The following is a 19,120-nucleotide window of genomic DNA, read 5'->3' as shown; positions in this document are numbered from 1 at the left end:
GGGAGAAAGAATGAGCGGTTTAAGCAGTGCAAAAGCAGAATTAAGCAGTATTATTTCCGAGCTTGAGTCCATCGAAGCGGGGCTCCGCCATGATTTTAAAGGGATTGGCAGCGAAGTCGCCGCGGCCCGCATCCGTGATTTTATTGAGGAATGTGAAAGGGCAAAGCGAAGCTTAAGCAGGGTAAATCCATCTAATCTATCAGAAGCCTTTTTAGCGAAATTAGGGATAGGCAAAGGCTGATAAGGGGGCAGTGAAGCGATGAGTCAAATAAAAATTGATACGGCGAAGGTCGTAAACACGGCCAGCCGGATTACTACTATCAATCAGCAAATCGATGCTGAGTTTGCACGAATGGAGAAGGCCATTGCGCTTTTGAACGGCAGCTGGCAAAGCAGGGCTTCGGATCATGTCATCGGCCGTTTCCATTCTATTAAACATGCTTTTAAAGACAGCCGGTTTCAGGTGATGCAGAACTATTCCAAATTCCTTGTGCAGCAGGTATCGGACGGCTACAACAAGACGGAGACCGTCAATACAAATTTGGCAGACTCTTTTAAATAGGAGGAACGGAAAATGAGCTCTTTCATCGATGTCGATTACCGTGAGTTTGAAAAGGCGGCTTCAGCTGTGGAGGACTATGTGGATAGGCAAAAACAGAAGATGTCACAGGCGAATCAAGAGGTAGCCTCCCTTGGGGCAGGCTGGCAGGGCCAGGATTTTGAACGGCTTCAGTCCAAATGGAATGAGCTGGATAACACCGGTTCCACAGCCGTAAACCTGCAAAAGAGACTCAAGGATTACGCGGATGTGCTCCGGTATGTGGCCGATCAATATAAAAAAGCGCAGAAAAAGGCGATTGATCGAGTGAATAGTTTATAAGTTTAGTATTTTAAAGCAGGAGATAGTTATGGGAAAAACAACTGTTGAACAGCAGGCAAATAAATATTTGGTCGTGAACAAGCTGATTGTACCCGAGGCCATTAATGAACGGGAACTGAAGGGCATTGCAGCGGGACTGTCTGGCAGTCTTTTGCCGGTTACGGCCGAGAAGACGAAAAAGGGACTCGTTCTAAGGTGCTATGTCGAGGGGATGATGACGCTGCAATCCTATTTCAGCGGGATTGTCAGTAAGAAAATGTTCTTGGGGACGATGGCCAGAATTGCTGCGGTTGCCAAGGAATGTGAGAAAAACTTGCTAAATGTAAGCAATCTCATGTTGAATTGGGAAACGATTTTTCTCGACCCGCGGACGAAAGAGGTCAAATGCATTTACTGGCCGATTGTCAACAACCAAAACGCGAGTGTAGTGCCTGACTTTTTTAACGATATTACCTTTCGGGTGGTGTTTAATAAACACGAAGACAATGGCTATGTGACCTCCTATTTGCAATATTTCCGCAGCCATAGCCCATTTTCAATTAATGGTTTTGAAAAATTATTGTTTGAATTGCTGGGGAAAACAGTCGACAACAAGGGGTACCTGCCGTCCGGTTCGACGGGCAGTGTGGGCGAAGGTCTGCGGGAATCCGGGAGGATTGGGTATGGGACCGGAGCTGGGAAGACCGGGAATGCGGCCAGCGAAAAAGCTCGCCCCTCGAGCATTGCCTATAATCCGTTTGGCAATCAATATGATTTTTCAAAAAAATTAAAGGCATGTCCGCAGTGCGGGGCCAACAGTATGGAGGATGCCAAATTTTGCTCGGCGTGCGGGGCGCCCTTGGAGGGGCTGGCGGGCAGGCTTGAGGCTGCTGCGGAAACAAAAGAGCCTTTTGCGGCAGTGCCATCCGAAACGGAACATTTCAGTGGAACGACGGTTTTGGGTGTTGAGGATGTTGGCGGGACAACGGTACTTGAGGCTGATGTGTACGAAGAACCCCGCTTCCCTTATCTGGTCAGGGAGAAGACGCAGGAAGAAATCAGCGTCGACAAACCCGCCTTTCGGATTGGTAAGGAGCGCAGCTTTTGCGATTATTTCGTTTCCAGCAATAATGCCATCAGCCGCAGTCATGCCGATATTATCACAAAGGGCGGCCGCTATTATATCATCGACAATAATTCTACCAACAAGACTTATGTCGATGGCCGGGTGATTCCGGTTATGAAGGAGATTGAAATCTTTTCAGGTACAAAGCTGCGCCTAGCTAATGAGGACTTTACTTTTTATATATAGACTGTTTGGTCAACGGACAAAACCGTTGGAAAAATCAGAGGAAATGTCCGAAGGCAAGGTACCGATTATTTAGGCAAGGAGTTTAGACAATGGAAGTGTTATCCACGGCAGTTACAGATAAGGGGATTAAGAAACCGACGAATCAGGACAGCCTGCTTATAAAGGTTGCCGAAACATCGATGGGAGAGGTCGTTTTAGCTGTCATTTGCGACGGGATGGGCGGACTTTCCAAAGGGGAAGTGGCCAGTGCCAGTGTCATTCGTGCTTTTTCGGAGTGGTTTGAAACTGAACTTCCAGAACAGCTTGCCCGGAAGGATTGGGACGATATCCAGTATCGCTGGGAGCGAATCATCAAAGAGCAAAACCAACGGATTGCCGAGTATGGGCGCAGGGTGAGAATCCAGCTGGGCACGACGATTACTGCGCTGCTTCTCATCGACACCACGTTCATGCTGATTGGCCATGTCGGAGACTCGCGCGTCTATCGAATCGGGGAGAGGCAGCTTGAAATCCTGACAGAGGACCAGACGGTGGTCGCTAGAGACCTGAAGCGGGGTACGATTACGCCGGAGCAGGCTAAAACTGACCCTCGGCGAAATGTCCTCCTACAGTGCATCGGGGCATCAAAGCTGGTTGAGCCTGAATTTATCCATGGCCGTGCAACCCCTGGCGAAGTCTATATGCTTTGTTCCGACGGGTTCCGCCACATGCTTACCGAGGAGGAAATTTTTCAAGCATTCTCCCCGCAGGTATTGACGGACGAAGCGGTAATGGAAACACACGCAATCACTTTAGTGGAGCTTAATAAGCAAAGACAGGAAACAGACAATATCACTGTGCTGCTTGTAAAAATTCAGTAGGGATGGGGATTTCACGTGGCAGCAATTGGATCCGTTATAGATGGAAAATATGAAATACTGAAGCAGATCGGCCAAGGCGGGATGTCCAAGGTGTACCTGGCCATGGACAAACGCCTCAACAAGCAGTGGGCCGTGAAAGAGATTGAAAAAAGAGGCAGGGACAAAAACAACGAGGTCATTATCCAGAGTGCCATCGCCGAAGCGAACATGATTAAACGCCTCGACCACCCTTCTTTGCCTCGGATTGTCGACATCATCGACAACGGCAAAGTTATTTTTGTCATCATGGATTATATCGAAGGGGAGCCTCTGAGCAAGATTATGGAGGAGTATGGCGCCCAGCCCCAGGATCTGGTGATTGAATGGGCGAAGCAGCTTTGTGAGGTGCTCGATTATTTACATACCTGCAATCCGCCGATTATTTATCGGGATATGAAGCCGGCGAACGTGATGCTGAAGCCGGATGGCAATCTGAAGCTAATTGACTTTGGGATTGCCCGTGAGTACAAGGAGCAGAATCTTGCAGATACCGTCAGCTTAGGAACGAAGGGTTACGCGGCTCCGGAGCAGTTCGGCGGGAAGGGTCAGACCGACCCACGGACCGATGTTTACTGTTTGGGCGTGACGCTCTATCATCTGGTGACCGGGCACAACCCATCCGAGCCTCCTTATGAGCTTTACCCCATCCGCCAATGGAACCCGTCGTTGTCGGGCGGTTTGGAACGGATTATTGAAAAATGCACCCAGCTGAATCCGGATGATCGTTATCAATCGTGTGCCGAGCTGATGTATGCGCTGAACCATTACGAAGAGGCTGATGACCTTTATCGCGCCAAGCAAAAAAAGAAGCTGCGCGGTTTTTATGCGCTGGCGTGGGCTGCTTTTTTAAGCTTAGGCGTTGGCATTCTTGGCCAGGTGATGAATATTCAAACGAATAATGCCGATTACAATAAAACGGTTCAGATGGCGGAAAAAGCTGCCACCGATCAGGCCAAAATTGATTATTTTTTAAAAGCGATTGATATTAAGCCGGTGGAAACGAAGGCCTATTTGGGATTGCTCGGCGCATTTAAAGGGGATGCCGCTTTTTCAGTCGAGGAGGAGGAGCAGTTTAAGAAAAAAATCAACTCCCACCTTATCGAGTTTCGCGACAATCCAGAGTATCCGGACCTCGCTTTTGAAGTCGGGAAAATGTATTGGTATTACTACGATTATGGAAAAAGTGAAAATAGCGACAACCAGATTACGAGAATGAAAAGCTCCATCCAATGGTTCGAGGATGCCGTCCAGTACGGCTCGAAAAAAAGCGATTATTACGAGATGGCCGTCATTTACCGCGATATCGGCCGTTTTAACCAGAATATCACCCTCCACATCGAAGAGGCTTCGGACAAAGGCAAATACAAGCCGTATTGGGAAAACATCAAGGGGCTGATTAAAATGGTTGATAAAAGCCCAGAAGAGAGTGAAATTGTAAAACTTGAACTCTATAAATTGACGATGTATTCGATTGAAACCTATGCCCGGAAGTTTAAATTGGATGGCGTGAAGGAAAGCGACCTTCGTGCGGTGACAGAGGCCGTCAAGCAGAGTACCAAGGATGTCGAGGTCACGGCAGAGAAGACGGAAACAATTAAGAAGGACGTTGTCGACCGCTTTGCCCTCACCGAAAAAGCCGTTGATAACGCCTTTCGGAAGGAATAGGGGGTGACGAGCATGGGAGCAGCATGGCAGATCATTTCCATCGTTGGATATTCCCTCGCCGCCGTATTGTTTATTGTTGCGGTAGTTTTATTTTTCAAAATGAACATTTTGGCCATCATCGGCGATTTGTCTGGTCGAACCGCCGCCAGGCAGATTGAGGAAATCCGCGAACGAAACAAAATGACGGGCAGCAAGCGCCACCAGCCGGATGCCTTTAATCTCGACCGCGGGTCGCTGACCGAGCCAGTCGGGGTTCGCAGGCTGTGGACAGGGCGGACTGGGAATACGGGCAGGACTGGAAATACGGGAAATACGGTCATGAACGGGAACACGTCTGGGGCCGGGAACCTGGTCGGAGCTACAGCAAGACCGGGGGATACTGTTGGTAGAACTGGGAATACGGGGAATGCGGCGCGCTCTGTTGTGAACACAGGGAACATGGCTGACACAGCTGCCCCAGGATTTACTGGTGCTAGAGGGAATACGGTAAGTACTGGGGACGAGTTTAATACTATAAACACGGGCTTTACAGGGAAAGTAGATCCTAGAGTTTTCGAGAGTGGTTCCTCTGAGGCAACCGAAGTGCTGGCAAATGACGGGACGGAGTTGCTTTTCCAGGCTGATGAACACCTATCAGAAGGTACGGCTGTCCTTTTAAATGAAACCGAGGTCCTTCTTGAGAGCAGTACGGAGGTGCTGTACGAAAGTACAGAGGCATTTGAGCCTGGCGTAGTGTTGCTGGATTCAGGAACCGAAGTCTTGGAAAGCGGCACGGAGGTTTTAATAGAAACAAATGAAACAACCGTATTAAACCCTGCCGTTGAATTGGAAGATGAAGAAGATGCCCCACTTGCAAAGATAGAATTTAGGATAATTAGAGATATCAAGATTACGCATACGGATGAAGTGATCTAGAAGCGGGGAACGATCTTAAGGCAGGTTTTGGAATGCGGGTCTAAATCTTTATTGGCGCCCGAAACTATGAAAATATGTCCGGAAAGGTAACTAATACGGACTATTGGCGCCTGAAAGCGCGCAAAGATCCCCTGAAAGGTAACCAATAGAGTCTATTGACGCCCGAAAGCGCGCAAAGATCCCCTGAAAGGTAACCAATAGAGTCTATTGACGCCCGAAAGCGCGCAAAGATCCCCAGAAAGGTAACCAATAGGGTCTATTGGCGCCCGAAAGTGCGCAAAGATCCCCGGAAAGGTAACCAATAGAGTCTATTGACGCCCGAAAGCGCGCAAAGATCCCCGGAAGGGTAACCAATAGGGTCTATTGGCGCCCGAAAACGCGCAAAGATCCCCGGAAAGGTAACCAACAGGGGTCCATTGGCACCCGAAACGGTCAAAAAATCCCCAGAAGGGTAACCACCAGGGGTCTATTGCTGCCCGAAACCACCAAAAGATTACCAGAATGGTAAATCAATCAGGGGAATTGGAGCCCAAAAATCAATAGATATTTTAATAGAATAGAATTTCCAAAGGGGAGGAGAAAGCGTGTTTACAAACAGAAAATCAAGGGCGACGCGCGTTCTGGCGGTCATCCTTGCCATTTTGCTGGTTGCCTATAACATACCAGCCAGTGCCATCATGCCGGTGTTTGCAGAAACAACTGGCACCACAGACGGTGGGACTGACCAAACTGCAGCAACTGGCTCAACAACGACAACGAAAACGACAACGGAATCAGGGGAGCAAACCGCAACACCGGATTCAACCGCTCCAAGTGGAACAACAGGTTCTAGTGAATCAACTGACACTGGAGGGACAACCGACACGCCTGATAAAGTAAACTATCAAGTTTCAGTTAACACTATAGCAGGCGCGGGTACAGTAAAAATCAATAATGAAGGTTACGTAGAGCCCGTACAGGTGGAGGAAGGGTCAAACGTTAACATCGAAATAACACCAGACCCGAATTTTGACATCAAAGCTGTCAAAATCGCTGGGATCGACCAAAAGATAACAAACAAAGAAAGCTACATCAACACAATTACGTCCATATCGTCGAACACCATCATCGAAGTCGAGTTTGTTTTAAAAACCTACACTGTTACTTTCCAATATAACGCACTTGAAGGCACGGTAAAGGATGATGCAAACCAAACGATTAGCTCGCTGGGCGGAACAGTTAGCGTCCAGCACGGCAAGGACTCGTTTTTCACTGTTACCCCGTTAACCGGGTTTCATGCCGAGAGCATCAACTTAGATGGCACCAACCTCGATCTGACAAAGGATGTTACACCAATCCAGCCAGACAGCTATAAGTACACCTTCACAAATGTTACAGCAAACCACGACGTCAAGGTAGAGTTTGCCATCAACACCTATACCGTTACGGCTAGTGTCAACGGCGGCAACGGAGATGTGAAGCTGGATAAATCCACATTCGATTATGACGGCGCAGCAACAGCCACGATGACACCAAACCAGGACTACCGTGTAGCTTCCATCAAGGTAAACGGAACGGCTGTGGATCTCGCCGCTGATGCGAATTTTACAGAAAATGAGGACGGGACTTATTCTTACACGGTTAAAAACATTAAAGAGCCAATTTCAATCGAAGTAACCTTTGAGAAAATCCCGACACTAGACGGAACTTGGTCGCAATTCGTTTCGATCACACCAACCGCTGGTTCTTTACTCGACTCGTATAAAGAAGGCGGCAAAGAAATCCGCGTCTATTCCAAGGATGCTGTGGTGAAGGTTGCACCAATTGGAAGCTACAACCTTATCAATCTGCAAACCTCCGCCGGCTCCAGCAAAAAATGGCAAACGGAGTACACCTTCAATAAATCCACTTCAATTAATGACATGAAGGTGAAGATTGCAGGCACGAAAAAGAGCGAGCAAACGGTTAACTTGAATGGCGATATCTTGCTGGTATTCGATAACCAAGGTCCGGCCGTCAAAGAGCCTGCACTGGATGGAAAAAACAAAACCACCATCAATAACGTGACATGGTTCAGTGACACCGTGAACGTTTCCGGTGAAATCGATAACGGAACCCAAAGCTTTGACGGCGTCGCCTACTCTACTCCTATTGAAAAAGTTTTTTACAGCAATGCCGCGGATGCAGCGGCTGCTCCAAGCGAGGCAACATTCGATGTAAAAACCAACCGCTACACCTTTGGCCCAGTCGAAAAAGGCCAATACAAAGTTTGGGCTGTTGACAAGGCGGGGAACCAATCCACCGAAAAACTAATCAACATTAACATCGACCAGACGAACCCGACACTAGCTGACGGCAAAGCTGTGAAAGTCGAACAAATTAATGACGGCACTTGGTCCCAAGTTTTAAACATCCTTACATTTGGAATGTTTTTTAACAAAGGTATTCAGGTAACGGTGAAAGCCAAGGATGGGGAATCTGGCGTTCAGAAGATTACGTTGTATGCAAAATCAACTAATTCGACTGATAAAAAGGTTGTTCCAGTGGTTTCCGAAACCTTCAGTAAAGATACCCGGACAGCCGAGGCCGTGTTCCTCCTCGATGATGAAAGTTTCGAAGGGACGTTTTCCGTCGAGGTAACCGACAATGTCAACAACAAACAAACCTATGATGTTAACGAAACGAATATCGAACCGGAAGGCAACGGACACTTCATGATTGACCGAAAGGCGCCAACCGCGGAATTAACGGTTGCCTCTGAAAAAGATCCGTATGTAGCCGATGATACTGCGTTTTACAGCGGAGATGTGAAAGTGAACGTCAAGGCGGAAGACCAGGAATCAGGAGTTAACAAGGTAACGATTAACCTAAATGACAAGAAATATAAAGAATATGATTTTTCACAAGAAAAGCAAGTAAGTCCGGCGATTGAAGCGATTGACACAAGCACGCTTGACCAAGAAAATCGCTTATACGATTTTTCCGTTACGGTAAAAGATAATGCTGGCAATAAAACGGATGCAGCGCCAAAGAAAATTTTTATTGATGAAAACGCACCGGTTCTTGCAGACGGAGAGGCAGTAACTTTTGCTGTCATCAACGACAGCACGATTGCCAAGGTGTTAAACTACCTTAGCTTTGGAACATTTTTTAATAAAAAAATTGAAGTGACTGTGAAGGTCAAGGATGACGCTTCCGGAATAAAGGATCTAAAGGTAAATGCTGTTCCAGAGAACGCGGGGGAAGAGGCACCGGCGTTAACTCGGGAAAGCTTTGAAACCCAAGGTCTAACCGCCGAAGCGACCTACACTCTGGATGTGGACCGTTTCAAGGGAACGTTCCAAGTCGAAGTCACGGACAATGTGAATAACAAGAACCAGACGCCATATTTGGTGAATTCGAGCAATTCGAATATCAAGGCCAAGGATAGCGGTGTTGTGATGATTGAAAAAACAGCACCTGCTGCAGCTATCAATATTACCGCTAAAAACGGTGTTTCATCCTATGTAGCTGATGATACAAAAGAGTTTTACAACGGCGAAGTCATGTACGATGTCGATGTGCAGGATGCCGATTCTGGTGTCAATACGGTCAAAATCAACGTGAACGACCAGCTTGTTGATGAGTATTTTTACCATGAAGAGTTGACGGTCCAGCATCGCCCGGATTTGGCGGCGACGGATACCGGCGATTCCAGGATTACCAGAAATGAAGATGGTTCCTACCATATCGCTGTTGAAACTGTTGATAATGCTGGGAATGCGGCACAGGTTGAAAAAACTATTTTCATAGACCAATCGAGCCCAATGATTACCGATTTTCATTTTTCAACAGATGAGGAGCAGCAGGATGCAACCGAGAGTCTTCAGGAAGCAGTTGAACTCACGGAATATGGCTTCTTTTTCAAAAAGCCGATTCGGGTGACGGTGAAAGCCGAGGACCCAGTGATTGGCTTTGAAGCGACAAGTGAAGTTCAATCGATGGTGATTTATCTGCAAGATTATGAGAATGGCAAAATCTATGCGGTGCTTGCGGATGGTTCGTTACAGGAAATTGCACCAACTGAGGTCAACAACATTGCGGCTGTTCCAACAACAGGCGAATTTAGTTTCAACGTTCCGGCAGCATTTAAAGGACAGATTTTTGCTAAAGCGACGGACCATGTCAATAATACAAGTGCTTTTGCCACACCGGACGGGACGGTCATTGAGGATGAAGCGCAGCACGCCAAAGAAGCACATATTACGCTTGAAAAAGCAGAAACATCCTATCGTGACAATCAGGGTCTCGAGCTTTACCCGAATAACGTGGATGTGAAGCTAACCGTGACCGACACTTACTCAGGCTTGAATGAAGTAGAATGGTCGGTGGTAGCACCTTATGATACGGCGAATAACCAAGGCGGACGCCTGCAGATTAATAATGACGGCTCGTTTGCGGATGGCAGCAATCCAGACGGCTGGAAGGTAGCGAAGACTGATAAAAACCTCGTTACCGAGATGACTAAAACGATTGCGGTCAGCAATAATAGCAACGCCATCCTCGTGAAGGTGAAGATAACGGACAGGGCCGGCAACACATCGGAAAAAGAGCTGACATTCAGCATCGACAAGACGGCGCCGCAGATTAAAGTGACCTATGACAATAATTCGCCGGATCAGGATTATCCTGATTTTTACAAAGCTGACCGGACGGCAACCGTTGTGATAACCGAGCGGAACTTTAATCCAAAAGATGTCGAACATTTGATTACAAATACAGATGGGGCTTTGCCTTCGTTGGTTGGCTGGAGTACCGCTTATAATACGGCGGACCCGGATAAGACAACACATACAGCAACAGTGAAATTCAGCGCGGATGGCGATTATACCTTTGATATCAAGTATAAGGATAATGCCGGAAATGCGGCACCAGCAGTGCCGCAACAGAAGTTTACGATTGATAAAACGATTCCTGTTGTGAAGGTTTCTTACAGCAACAACTCGGCGGCCAATGGCAACTATTATCGGGCCAGCAGGACCGCGACTATTTCGATTACCGAGCATAACTTTGATGCCGGGCGTGTAAGGGTGACAGGTACGGCCAGCGATAATGGGTCAGCCGCGGCATTCCCGAAAGTGAGCGGCTGGAGTTCGAAGGGTGACGTCCACACAGCGACTATTCAATATGCTGTGGATGGCAAGTACAGCTTTGATATTGATTTTACCGACAAGGCCGGGAATATTGCGGCCGATTATAAGGCAGAGGAGTTCACCGTTGACCAAACAGCGCCTGAACTGACAATTACCGGCGTTCAGGATCAGTCGGCAAATAACGGCGACGTGATTCCGGTGATAACCTATTCCGATACGAATTTTAATCAGAAGGCTGTAAGCATCAAGCTAACCGGAGCGAATCACGGCCCGGCGACGCTCGATGGCAGCTATGCCGATGCGCCAAACGGCCAGGTGTTTACGTTTAAAAACTTCGAGAAGAAAAAAGAAATCGATGACCTTTATACGTTAACGGCGACGCTTGTGGACTTTGCTGGAAATGAAACCTCCAAGACGATTCGTTTCTCTGTAAATCGCTTTGGTTCGGTTTATGTGTTCGATGATGCACTGAAGGCGATTGACGGAAAATATGTGCAAAAGGAAACGGACGTCATCGTGACCGAGACGAACGTCGACAGCCTGAAAGCCGATACGATTCAAGTCAAAATGACGAAGAACGGTACACCTTCTGACTTGGCAGAGGGTAAGGATTATACCGTCACTGAAACCGGCGGTGCCGGGCAGTGGAGTCAGTACAAGTATGTGGTGAAAAAATCGCTGTTCACTGGCGATGGCAAATATACCGTTGCGCTTTATTCCGAAGATGCAGCAGGTAACATCAATGAAAATATCGATGAGAAGAAGCAGGCTGAAATTTCCTTTGGTATCGACAAGACCGCACCGGTGATTGTGCCGATCGATATTGAGAGCGGGGAGCAGTATCCGGTTGATACGAAGGCCGTAACGGTTTCTGTTAAGGATAATCTTGTGCTTAAGGATACCGAAATCTATCTAAATGGTAAAAAAGTGGAGCACAAGGCGGACGGCGAAAACTACACGTTTGATATCCAAAGCTTAAACTCCAAACAGAATGTGAAGATTATTGCGGTAGATGCGGCCGGAAACGAGCTGAGCAAAAAGGTTAATGACATTCTCGTTTCCACCAACCCGATTGTCCGCTGGTATAACAATAAGACCTTGTTTATGGGATCGATTGGCGGTGTCGGCAGCCTGGCAGCTGTAATTACGGCGCTAGTCCTTGTCCGGAAGAGGAAAACTTATGGGGCCGAGACCATTGAAAAGTAATGAGAGGAGGGCGACGTAATCATGCTTAAAGATACATCACTTCTCGTTTTGATCATTGCAGCCGCCGGATTAGTTGTGAATATTATTACGTTGATCGTAGTCATTGCGGTTTTAAAGAAGTTTAAAAAAGAGGCGGTGATGTTGGATGCTGGGCAAGCTGCTGTAGCAGTGGAGGCCTCGGTGCAAAAAGAGAAGCCTGCCGCTGCTGCCGGTGCAGGAGTGGTCTTTTGCCGAAACTGCGGGAGCCCATTCGACTCCAACAACGCTGCCTGTCCACAGTGCAACACACCGCGAGGCTACAGAAAAGAAGAAGGGACCTGATTCTCTATTTGAGGTCATATGTTTAGAGGCTTGCCGTTTTGGCAAGTCTTATTTTTTTGCTTCTTTTTGAAAAATTGTCCTTTATTTTGCCTGTGAGGTTCAAAACCTGAGGTGGTCGGTAAAAATAGGGGTCCTATTTTACCCGTAAGATCCCCGAAAATGAGAGGACGGAAAAAATAGGGGCCCTATTTTACCCGTAAGATCCCCGAAAATGAGAGGACGGAAAAAATAGGGGCCTTATTTTACCCGTGAGGCCCTCGAAAATGAGAGAACGGTAAAAATAGAAGCCTTATTTTACCCGTGAGGTTTCCGAAAATGAGAGAACGGTAAAAATAGACGTCCTATATTACCCGTGAGGTTCCAAAAAATAAGGGAACGGTAAAAATAGAGTTCCTATTTTAAAATAAACGCCTTTTCTCCTATAATGGAAATAACAATATTCTTTACGGGAGGCAGGAAACCGATGCTAGCAGTCATAGAAAAATCAGAAAATGGCTACATCGCACGATTCGAGCGGCAATTTGATCACTCCGTTGAGGAGGTATGGTCCTGGTTAACGGACAACGAAAAATTAGCAAAGTGGTTTAACGAGCTTCGAGTTGGTGAGCTTCGTGAAGGCGGGTTTATGAAGTTCGATATGGGCGACGGAAAATTTGAGAAGATGGCCATCACGGACCTTAAAGATCAATCCGTATTGGAATTTACTTGGGGAAGCGACATGTCAGTGCGATTCGAACTTTCCACGGAAGCTCCCGGCTGCAAGCTATTTTTAATAGAAAAGATTGAAAAAATCACGCCCCATACCCCAAAGGACCTTGCCGGCTGGCATGTATGCCTTGATGTGATTAAGGCCATGATGGAAGGCGAAACCATCGAACGGATGGAAGAATGGAAAAAGTGGTATGAGGAATATAAACAAGCTGCCCGGAAAGTGTCTCCAAATGAATAAAAGGTCCAGACTTGAAACAGACACATTAGGAAGGAGAACTTTATGCGGTATTTACTGTTATTAATTATAGCCGTTCCGGCAGCGGAAATTGGTTTTCTGCTTCTTTCGGGAAAAACAATCGGGGTCTGGCCTACCATCCTGCTCATTATTTTGACCGGCGTGTTAGGAGCATACTTAGCCAAAAGAGAGGGATTACAAACTATCAGGAAGGCCCAGGAGCAGCTTCGAATGGGACAAATCCCGGGCGAAGCGGTTTTGGACGGCATTTGTATCATGATCGGCGGAATCCTGCTGTTAACACCGGGGTTCTTGACTGACATATTCGGCTTCCTGCTCCTATTCCCTCCAACCCGAAAGCCGGTTAAATTTCTTATGATTAACGCACTAAGAAAACGAATAGAAAAAGGCAATATACGAATCATAAAATAGGCAAGGGGCCTGAAACCCTGCTTCTGCAAAAGTTTAATGCGGCAAAGCAGCGGGGAGGGCCCCTGTTTTATTCGATAAAGTTAATTTTAAAAAATAAAAGGGGGTAAACAGATGAATTTATCAGGTAACTCGATTTTAATAACCGGCGGTGCCTCTGGTATTGGCCTGGCGTTTGCGGAGCGGTTTTTGGAAAGAGGGAACGAGGTCATCATAGTGGGCCGGCGCCAGGAAAAGCTTGAAGAAGCAAAGGCAAAGTATCCTAAACTACATATACATGCTTGTGATGTATCTAAATTAGAGGACCGGGTACAGCTTTCGGAATGGGTTACCAAAGAATTTCCTTCTTTAAATATTTTGGTCAACAATGCCGGCATTCAGCAGCGAGTGAATCTCCTCAAACCAGATAAGGATTGGGGCTATTACCAAAATGAAATCGCCATTAACGTCGAAGGACCCATTCATCTTTCGATGCTCTTAATCCCGCAGTTAACGAAGCAGAAGGACGCGGCTATTATTAATGTTTCCTCTGGATTGGCGCTGATGCCGGGTGTGTGGGTGCCGATTTATAGTGCGACAAAAGCAGCTCTTCATTCCTTTACAGTTTCCTTAAGGCAGCAATTAGCGGAAACGAGCATAGAGGTGGTTGAAATTTTCCCACCAGCAGTGAATACAGATTTAGGCGGGGCGGGACTGCATACCTTCGGGGCACCTTTGGCCGATTTTGCCGACACCATTTTCCATGGTTTCGAAAATAACCGCCAAGAAATAGGCTACGGTGATACCGAGAATCGGCTTAAAGCCACAAGAGAAGAAAATTTAAAAGGAAGCCAAAAGGCATGGGAAGGATTTTTGAAAAATAACCCGGATTGGCGGGAGTGAACGGTGTTGTAATCAATGGAGAGTGACATTCTGGTCCCCACATCTGTGATGCAGCAAGGTTAATCATGGTTTCCTCCATATTTTTATGATTGAAACAATGTGATCACCGTGATAACCTTGAGATTATGTAGAAAAAAAGAGGTGAGGGGATTTTGAACATAAAAGCTTTAACCATTGCGTTGTTTACCGTTATGATATGGGGAGCATCTTTCCCTGCCATTCGGGTGATTTTACATGGAGGCTATTCTCCAGGGCATCTAATCCTCACTCGATACCTTATCGCTTCGGCACTATTTGCGATTTACGCGCTATGGCCCGGTGTTAAATTCCGTCTGCCACAAAAAGGGGATATACTGAAAATTGTGATACTGGGGTTTGTAGGGATCAGTATTTATCATATTGGCGTTGCTTTCGGTGAGAAAACCGTAAATGCAGGAGTCGCGGCGATGCTGATTTCGTCAACGCCTATTTTTACTGCCTTAATTGCTCTATTCGTATTAAGGGAACGGCTAGGGTTGTTTGGCTGGATTGGCTTAGGTTTGGGCTTTTTGGGAATCGGTATCATTGCACTTGAAACAGCAGGCTCGTCTTTCCATATCTCCAGCGGGGTGTTCCTTCTATTAATCGCTGCCTTGGGGACATCGGTGATGTTTGCCTTTCAAAAGCCTCTCTTGACACGCTATTCATCGATAGAATTAACAGCCTACTTTACCTGGGTTGGAACGATTCCTTTTTTCATTTACTTTCCGGGATATTTTCAAGAACTGCAGCACGCAACCCTGGATGCCCATTTATCAGCTATTTATTTAGGGATTTTTCCAACTGCGATTGGCTATGTCACATGGACTATCGCCCTCTCCTTAGGAAAATCCGGGTCGGTTATGAGCATGATATATTTTGAACCGGTATTCGCCATCCTCATTGCCTGGATTTGGATCAATGAACAGCCAAGCTTCATTTCCATCATCGGGGGCGCAGTTGCCATTGCCGGAGTTATCGTCGTCAACACACTCGGATCCAAAAAGCACACACCAGCAATCGAACCAGTAAGCGTCCAGCCCCCACTGTGATGCATGGGGACGGTTCTCATGCATCACTATTTTGAGGCATAAGAACCGTCCCTATGCATCATTTTTGTATAAAACTTGATGGATTGATGGTACAATTGATGGTATAATGAGCCTGAGCCTGTCATATCGTGAGGAAGGTAGATTACGATGAAACCATTGCAAAGTGATAGTGTGATTCCGCTTTATCATCAGCTTAAGGAAAGATTAAAACAGTCGATTGATAGTGGTGACTGGAAGCCTGGGGATCAAATTCCATCAGAGCATCAATTAATGAATGATTATAATGTTAGTAGAAATACCGCAAAAAAAGCAATTGAGGAACTGGTTCAGGACGGGCTGCTTTATCGAATTCAGGGAAAAGGCACGTTTGTGGCGAAGCCGAAGCTGATGCAGCAATCCTTAATGGGATTATACAGCTTCAGCAAGGGCTTTAAGGAAAAAGGGATGGTCCCTAATGACATTGTCATAGACATCCGGGAAGTCAAACCAACCCCGGAGATCATTGAAGAACTGCAGGTAACCGGCGATGAACAGGTCATTGAAATGAAGCGCCTTCGCTGTGTCGATGATGACCCATATATTCTGGAATCCTCCTTTTTCCCCAAAAGGGTTGTACCAAATATCGAGCCATTGAAAAGGGTTGGGGAGACCTCCTTGTATGATTTGCTTGAGGCGGAATTTAACGTCGTTGTCAGCAGGGCAAGAGAGGCGTTTGAACCTGTATTAATCCGTCCAGATGAAAGCCAATACCTAAAGACAGAAGCCGGAAAACCAGCTCTATTGTTAGAACGGACTGCTTTTGACACGAGCGGGAAGCCGGTGGAGTTTTGCCGTTCAATCGTGCGCGGCGATCGCTGTCGTTTCTATACAGAACTTACGTAAAGTTCATTTTTTCAAAAAGGCCTCACCAACTAAGAATCAGAAGTGAGGCTTTTTTAGAAAACAATTTTCAACAAGATTTCACTACAAAGGTTATTGACTTAAAATTATGAATGGTGCTATATTCTTATTAATTCAAAAAATTTAAGCGATTGCCGTTGTAAGCTTTGACCTCGAGGTGTTTTACTAGTGGTAAGATTAAAAGATATTGCTGAACATGTAGGCGTTTCCATCTCTACTGTTTCGCGGGTCATTCAAAATGACCAAACACGGAATGTGAATCAGGAAACAAAAAATAAGATCTGGCAGGCGGTTAAGGAGTTAGGTTATACACCGAACCAGCATGCTCGGAATCTTGTTCACAACAAACAGCAAAAAAGCAACACACGAACGATGAAAATTGGCTGGGTGGCCAATCCAAAGCAAGCGGAAATCAACCCATACTTTTCCGATATCTATACCGGAATTCGTGACACATTAACCAATCATGATTACACCCTAATTAGTATTACCAAGGATGAGATTGAAAATGAAACGCTGCTCCTTAAAGCGATTCATGACTTGGGGATTGAAGGGTTGCTGCTGATCGACAGGATTGATGACAGCCTGATTGACTACATACGAAAAACAATTCCTGTGGTAGGACTGGACTTTTTCTATACGGATAAGAATATCGCCATTGTCGATTATGACCGTAAGGAAGCCATTAAAACGGTTGTTAAGCATTTGATTAGCCAAGGACATCGAGAAATTGGGTTTATTGGCGGCGGGGCAAATGAAACCTATAAGGATTTGCATGATGAATCCCGGTTTAAAGGTTTCCAAGCTGCCGTGGACGAAGCGGGACTTACTCTTAGGCAGGACTGGGTCCTCAACACCAAGTGGAAAATGGAAAACAGCTATGAGGGAATGAACCAACTGATTCTAAATAACCCTGAATCATTGCCAACCGCTATGGTATGCGCCAGTGACATGATGGCCATAGCAGCGATGAGGGCAGTGATTGAAAATGAGTTGAGAATTCCTGAAGACATCGCCTTTTTTGGCGTCGATAATATCGAAATGGGGAAATATTCATCACCTCCGCTTTCAACGGTCGATATTCCGAAATATGAAATGGGAAAAATGGCAGCGAAAACAATTATGGAAATGGTAGAGGAAAAAGTAACACTCCCTATTAAAATGATTTTGCCCTTTAAATTGGTTATTCGTGAGTCATCTGCTATAAAACGGACCTAAACGGTTCCTTTTTTAAAAGCTTTCGGAAAACGTTTGGATAAAATACGGAAAATTTTCCGAAGAATGCAAAATGAGAGGAGAAGGATTATGAAAACAATGACAGCACTCCTGATAGGTGCGGGTGACAGAGGGGCAAGGGCTTATGCGCCGTATGCCGCGGCTTATCCGAATGAATTGAAGATTGTCGGTGTCGCGGAGCCGTGGGCCGAAAGAAGAACAAAAGTACAAGAAGCCCATCAGATTCCGGCAGAAAATAGTTATGAATCGTGGGAAGAGGCGTTGCAGAAGGAGCAGCCGATTGCTGATATCGCCATTGTCTGTACACTCGACAGAGATCACTTCAAAGTGACAATGAGAGCGTTAGAGCTTGGCTATCATGTTCTGTTGGAAAAACCAATGTCCCCGGATCCATTGGAATGCATTTTGATGGAACAGCAGGCGAAAAAATATAACCGGCAGCTGACCATCTGCCACGTCCTGAGATATACCGATTTCTGGTCCACGATTAAAAAGGTGATTGCGAGTGGGGATATTGGTGAAGTGGTCTCTCTGCAGCTGAATGAAAATGTGGAAGTCATGCATATGTCGCACAGCTTTGTCAGGGGAAATTGGAACAATAAAGAAAAGTCTAGCCCAATGATTCTGCAGAAATCCTGCCATGACATGGATATTATCTCGTTTGTGATGGGAAAAGAGTGTAGACGTATAAGCTCCTATGGCTCGTTGATGCATTTCAAAGAGGAAAATGCCCCAGCTGGTGCGCCACTCCGATGTTTGGATGGCTGTCCTGCCGAGCTTGAGTGCCCATTCCATGCTGGTAGATATTATCTTGGCGAAGGAAAGGGCTGGGCAAAGAAATTCACCGAGGACCATACAAACGAAGGAATTATCAAAGCTTTAAATAAAACCCCTTACGGAAAATGCGTGTACCGCTCCGACAATAATGTTGTTGACCATCAGGTGGTAAATATGGAGTTCGAGGACGGTGCCACAGCCACCTTCAGCATGTGCGGTTTTACAAGAGAGCAGACGCGAATCGTCCAGATTATGGGGACAAAAGGAGAAATCCGCGGAAATATGGAAGAAAATAAGATGTCTATCTTTGACTTCCTGACCAAGCAAGAAACCGTCATCCATTTCGATCGACCTATGGGCGGACATGGCGGCGGTGATCATGGAATCATGAGAACATTCCTCCGGGAGATCCAGATTGGCAAAAACGAGGGCGGGGTTTCTTCTGCTTCTGCTTCCGTTAGAAGCCACCTAATGGCATTTGCCGCTGAAGAATCCCGCTTGCATGAGGGACAATCTATTAATATCGATGACTATTATCAAAGTTTACAAGAAACCATTAAAGCCTAAAGTTGAAAAAATTGGATTGTCACAC

The 19,120-nt window shown here is 46.3% G+C and carries 16 protein-coding genes; all 16 read left to right on the top strand.

The genetic code is table 11. From position 1 onward, the window contains the following. The first annotated feature begins 10 nt into the window (after positions 1 to 10). The 16 genes from ACZ5B7_RS27525 (at position 11) to ACZ5B7_RS27450 (ending at position 19,095) form a co-directional block, all read left to right on the top strand. Positions 11 to 241, top strand: a complete 231-nt coding sequence (locus ACZ5B7_RS27525) for a hypothetical protein (protein WP_213143948.1) — start codon at positions 11 to 13, stop codon at positions 239 to 241. Between the two features lie 18 nt (positions 242 to 259). Then, entirely contained in the window at positions 260 to 562 is a 303-nt protein-coding gene (locus tag ACZ5B7_RS27520) for a WXG100 family type VII secretion target (protein ID WP_464491749.1), read from the top strand. A 12-nt stretch (positions 563 to 574) separates the two neighbouring features. Continuing rightward, complete coding sequence (locus ACZ5B7_RS27515) at positions 575 to 880, top strand: WXG100 family type VII secretion target (protein ID WP_464491748.1); 306 nt, start codon at positions 575 to 577, stop codon at positions 878 to 880. A gap of 28 nt (positions 881 to 908) precedes the next feature. Continuing rightward, positions 909 to 2,171: an FHA domain-containing protein gene (locus ACZ5B7_RS27510; protein ID WP_464491747.1), complete on the top strand. Its 1,263-nt coding sequence runs from the start codon at positions 909 to 911 to the stop codon at positions 2,169 to 2,171. A gap of 89 nt (positions 2,172 to 2,260) precedes the next feature. Beyond that, positions 2,261 to 3,031 (top strand): PP2C family protein-serine/threonine phosphatase, encoded by a 771-nt coding sequence (locus ACZ5B7_RS27505; RefSeq protein WP_464491746.1) that lies wholly within the window; start codon positions 2,261 to 2,263, stop codon positions 3,029 to 3,031. Between the two features lie 15 nt (positions 3,032 to 3,046). Then, positions 3,047 to 4,735, top strand: coding sequence for a serine/threonine protein kinase (locus ACZ5B7_RS27500; RefSeq protein ID WP_464491745.1), 1,689 nt, complete (start codon positions 3,047 to 3,049; stop codon positions 4,733 to 4,735). Between the two features lie 12 nt (positions 4,736 to 4,747). Then, entirely contained in the window at positions 4,748 to 5,650 is a 903-nt protein-coding gene (locus tag ACZ5B7_RS27495) for a hypothetical protein (protein WP_464491744.1), read from the top strand. A 584-nt stretch (positions 5,651 to 6,234) separates the two neighbouring features. Further along, positions 6,235 to 11,967, top strand: coding sequence for an Ig-like domain repeat protein (locus ACZ5B7_RS27490; protein WP_464491743.1), 5,733 nt, complete (start codon positions 6,235 to 6,237; stop codon positions 11,965 to 11,967). 21 nt (positions 11,968 to 11,988) lie between these two features. Beyond that, positions 11,989 to 12,288, top strand: a complete 300-nt coding sequence (locus ACZ5B7_RS27485) for a hypothetical protein (RefSeq protein ID WP_464491742.1) — start codon at positions 11,989 to 11,991, stop codon at positions 12,286 to 12,288. 463 nt (positions 12,289 to 12,751) lie between these two features. Further along, on the top strand, positions 12,752 to 13,237 hold the full coding sequence (locus ACZ5B7_RS27480; protein ID WP_464491741.1) for an SRPBCC family protein: 486 nt from the start codon (positions 12,752 to 12,754) through the stop codon (positions 13,235 to 13,237). Between the two features lie 42 nt (positions 13,238 to 13,279). Further along, positions 13,280 to 13,666, top strand: a complete 387-nt coding sequence (locus ACZ5B7_RS27475; RefSeq protein WP_423799826.1) for an FxsA family protein — start codon at positions 13,280 to 13,282, stop codon at positions 13,664 to 13,666. Between the two features lie 111 nt (positions 13,667 to 13,777). After that, positions 13,778 to 14,545: an SDR family oxidoreductase gene (locus tag ACZ5B7_RS27470; RefSeq protein ID WP_464491740.1), complete on the top strand. Its 768-nt coding sequence runs from the start codon at positions 13,778 to 13,780 to the stop codon at positions 14,543 to 14,545. A gap of 152 nt (positions 14,546 to 14,697) precedes the next feature. Then, complete coding sequence (locus ACZ5B7_RS27465; protein ID WP_464491739.1) at positions 14,698 to 15,615, top strand: DMT family transporter; 918 nt, start codon at positions 14,698 to 14,700, stop codon at positions 15,613 to 15,615. Positions 15,616 to 15,762: 147 nt separating this feature from the next. Continuing rightward, positions 15,763 to 16,497, top strand: a complete 735-nt coding sequence (locus tag ACZ5B7_RS27460) for a GntR family transcriptional regulator (RefSeq protein ID WP_464491738.1) — start codon at positions 15,763 to 15,765, stop codon at positions 16,495 to 16,497. A 186-nt stretch (positions 16,498 to 16,683) separates the two neighbouring features. Then, positions 16,684 to 17,733 (top strand): LacI family DNA-binding transcriptional regulator, encoded by a 1,050-nt coding sequence (locus ACZ5B7_RS27455; protein ID WP_464491737.1) that lies wholly within the window; start codon positions 16,684 to 16,686, stop codon positions 17,731 to 17,733. An 87-nt stretch (positions 17,734 to 17,820) separates the two neighbouring features. Then, on the top strand, positions 17,821 to 19,095 hold the full coding sequence (locus tag ACZ5B7_RS27450; protein WP_464491736.1) for a Gfo/Idh/MocA family protein: 1,275 nt from the start codon (positions 17,821 to 17,823) through the stop codon (positions 19,093 to 19,095). Positions 19,096 to 19,120: the final 25 nt, after the last annotated feature.

This window comes from Neobacillus sp. S1115, assembly GCF_055385565.1.
This window is presented reverse-complemented; position numbering and strand designations above follow the sequence as displayed.